We start from the raw sequence: 1,487 nt of genomic DNA on the forward strand, positions 1-1,487 counted from the left end.
CCGTCAGCATCGCTGCCGGCACGTGGCGCTCGATCAGCCCGAAGGCGGTGATGAAGGTCGGCGAGATCGCCACGCCGCTGACGAAGACGGCGAGCGCCAGCGTCGGCACGGTGTCGACGAAAAGCAGCGGCAGCGTGGTGAGCGCGATCACGGTGACCGCGACCGCCAGTTGCCGCTGCAGCGGCGTCTTCAGGCTGAGCGCTCCGACAATGATGCCGAGCACGAAGGATCCCAGCGCATAGACGCCGATGACCAGGCTCGCCGCCTCGGGCTGGCCGAGCGCCTTGGTGATGGCGACGGTGGTGACTTCCGTGGTGGCGAAGGTCGCGCCGACGAAGATCAGCGCGAAGGTGATGATCTGGACCGGCCGCAGCCGGATCGCCGAACCGGCCGCGCCATATTCCGCCGTATTTACCGGCGGCTCCGTCGAGCGCTGCAGCAGGAATGCCGCCGAGCCGAGAGCGAGCAGCAACGTGCTGGCGATCATGCCCGCTTCCGGGAACAGCGCGGCGCTTAAGCCCACCGACAGCGAGGCGCCGGCGACGTAGACCAGCTCGTCCGCCGCGGATTCGAAGGCGAAAGCGGTGTTTAGCTCGGGCCGGTTGCGGAAAATCTCGGTCCAGCGCGCCCTGACCAGCGCCGGAATGCTGGGCATCAAGGCGGCAAGCAGCGCGGACAGGAACAGGGTCCATACCGGCCAGTGCTGATTGGCCGCCGCGATCAAGGCCGCGAAGGAAAGCGCCGAAACGAGCGTCGTCGGGACGGCTATGCTGGTCTGGCCGAGCCGGTCCACCAGCCGCGAGATCTGCGGCGACAGGAAGGCGTTGACCAGCGCGTAAGTGGCCGAGACGGCGCCGGCCAGCCAGTATTCGCCATGCGTCTGCGACAGCATCGCCACGATGCCGATCGGCGCCATGGCGATCGGCAGCCGCGCCATGAAGGCGGCCGCGGCAAAGCCTTTCGTTCCGGGAGCCCGAAAGATTTCCGAATAGGGGTTTCGCATGGTCCTGCTCCTCGACAAGGAAGGGCGCCGCAATTACATACGCAGCGTATGAATGTCAGATAGTTCATACGTCGCGTATGTCAATTGGCATACGAGACGTATGTGAATAGAGCCAGAAACCGTGCACAGACCCCGCAAGGAGATGATCGCCGAGACGCGCGCCAAGCTGATCGCGGCCGCGCGCCATGCCTTCGGCACGATCGGCTATACCGAGGCCTCGATGGACGATTTCACCGCTTCAGCGGGCCTGACGCGCGGCGCGCTCTACCACCATTTCGGCGACAAGAGGGGACTGCTGCAGGCGGTGATCGCCGAGATCGACGGCGAGATGGCTGCGCGGGTGAACGAGGTGGCGGCGAGAGCGCCGACCCGCTGGCAGCGCTTCGTCGACGAATGCACCACCTATATCGAGATGGCGTTGGAGCCGGAAATCCAGCGCATCATGTTCCGCGACGGCCCGGCGGTGCTGGGCGATCCGGCGCAG

At 66.0% G+C, this 1,487-nt stretch carries 2 protein-coding genes; one reads left to right on the top strand and one right to left on the bottom strand.

Annotation, left to right across the window (positions count from 1 at the left end):
* A partial coding sequence (locus EOA38_RS36410; RefSeq protein ID WP_145966286.1) for an MFS transporter occupies positions 1 to 1,003 on the bottom strand: 1,003 nt, incomplete at its 3' end.
* A gap of 121 nt (positions 1,004 to 1,124) precedes the next feature.
* Here EOA38_RS36410 and EOA38_RS36415 point away from each other — a divergent pair.
* Positions 1,125 to 1,487: TetR/AcrR family transcriptional regulator (locus EOA38_RS36415; protein WP_145966287.1), on the top strand; the 363-nt coding region annotated here is incomplete at its 3' end.

The sequence above is a fragment of the Mesorhizobium sp. M1E.F.Ca.ET.041.01.1.1 genome, assembly GCF_003997355.1.
In the GTDB taxonomy this organism is placed as follows: Bacteria; Pseudomonadota; Alphaproteobacteria; order Rhizobiales; family Rhizobiaceae; genus Mesorhizobium.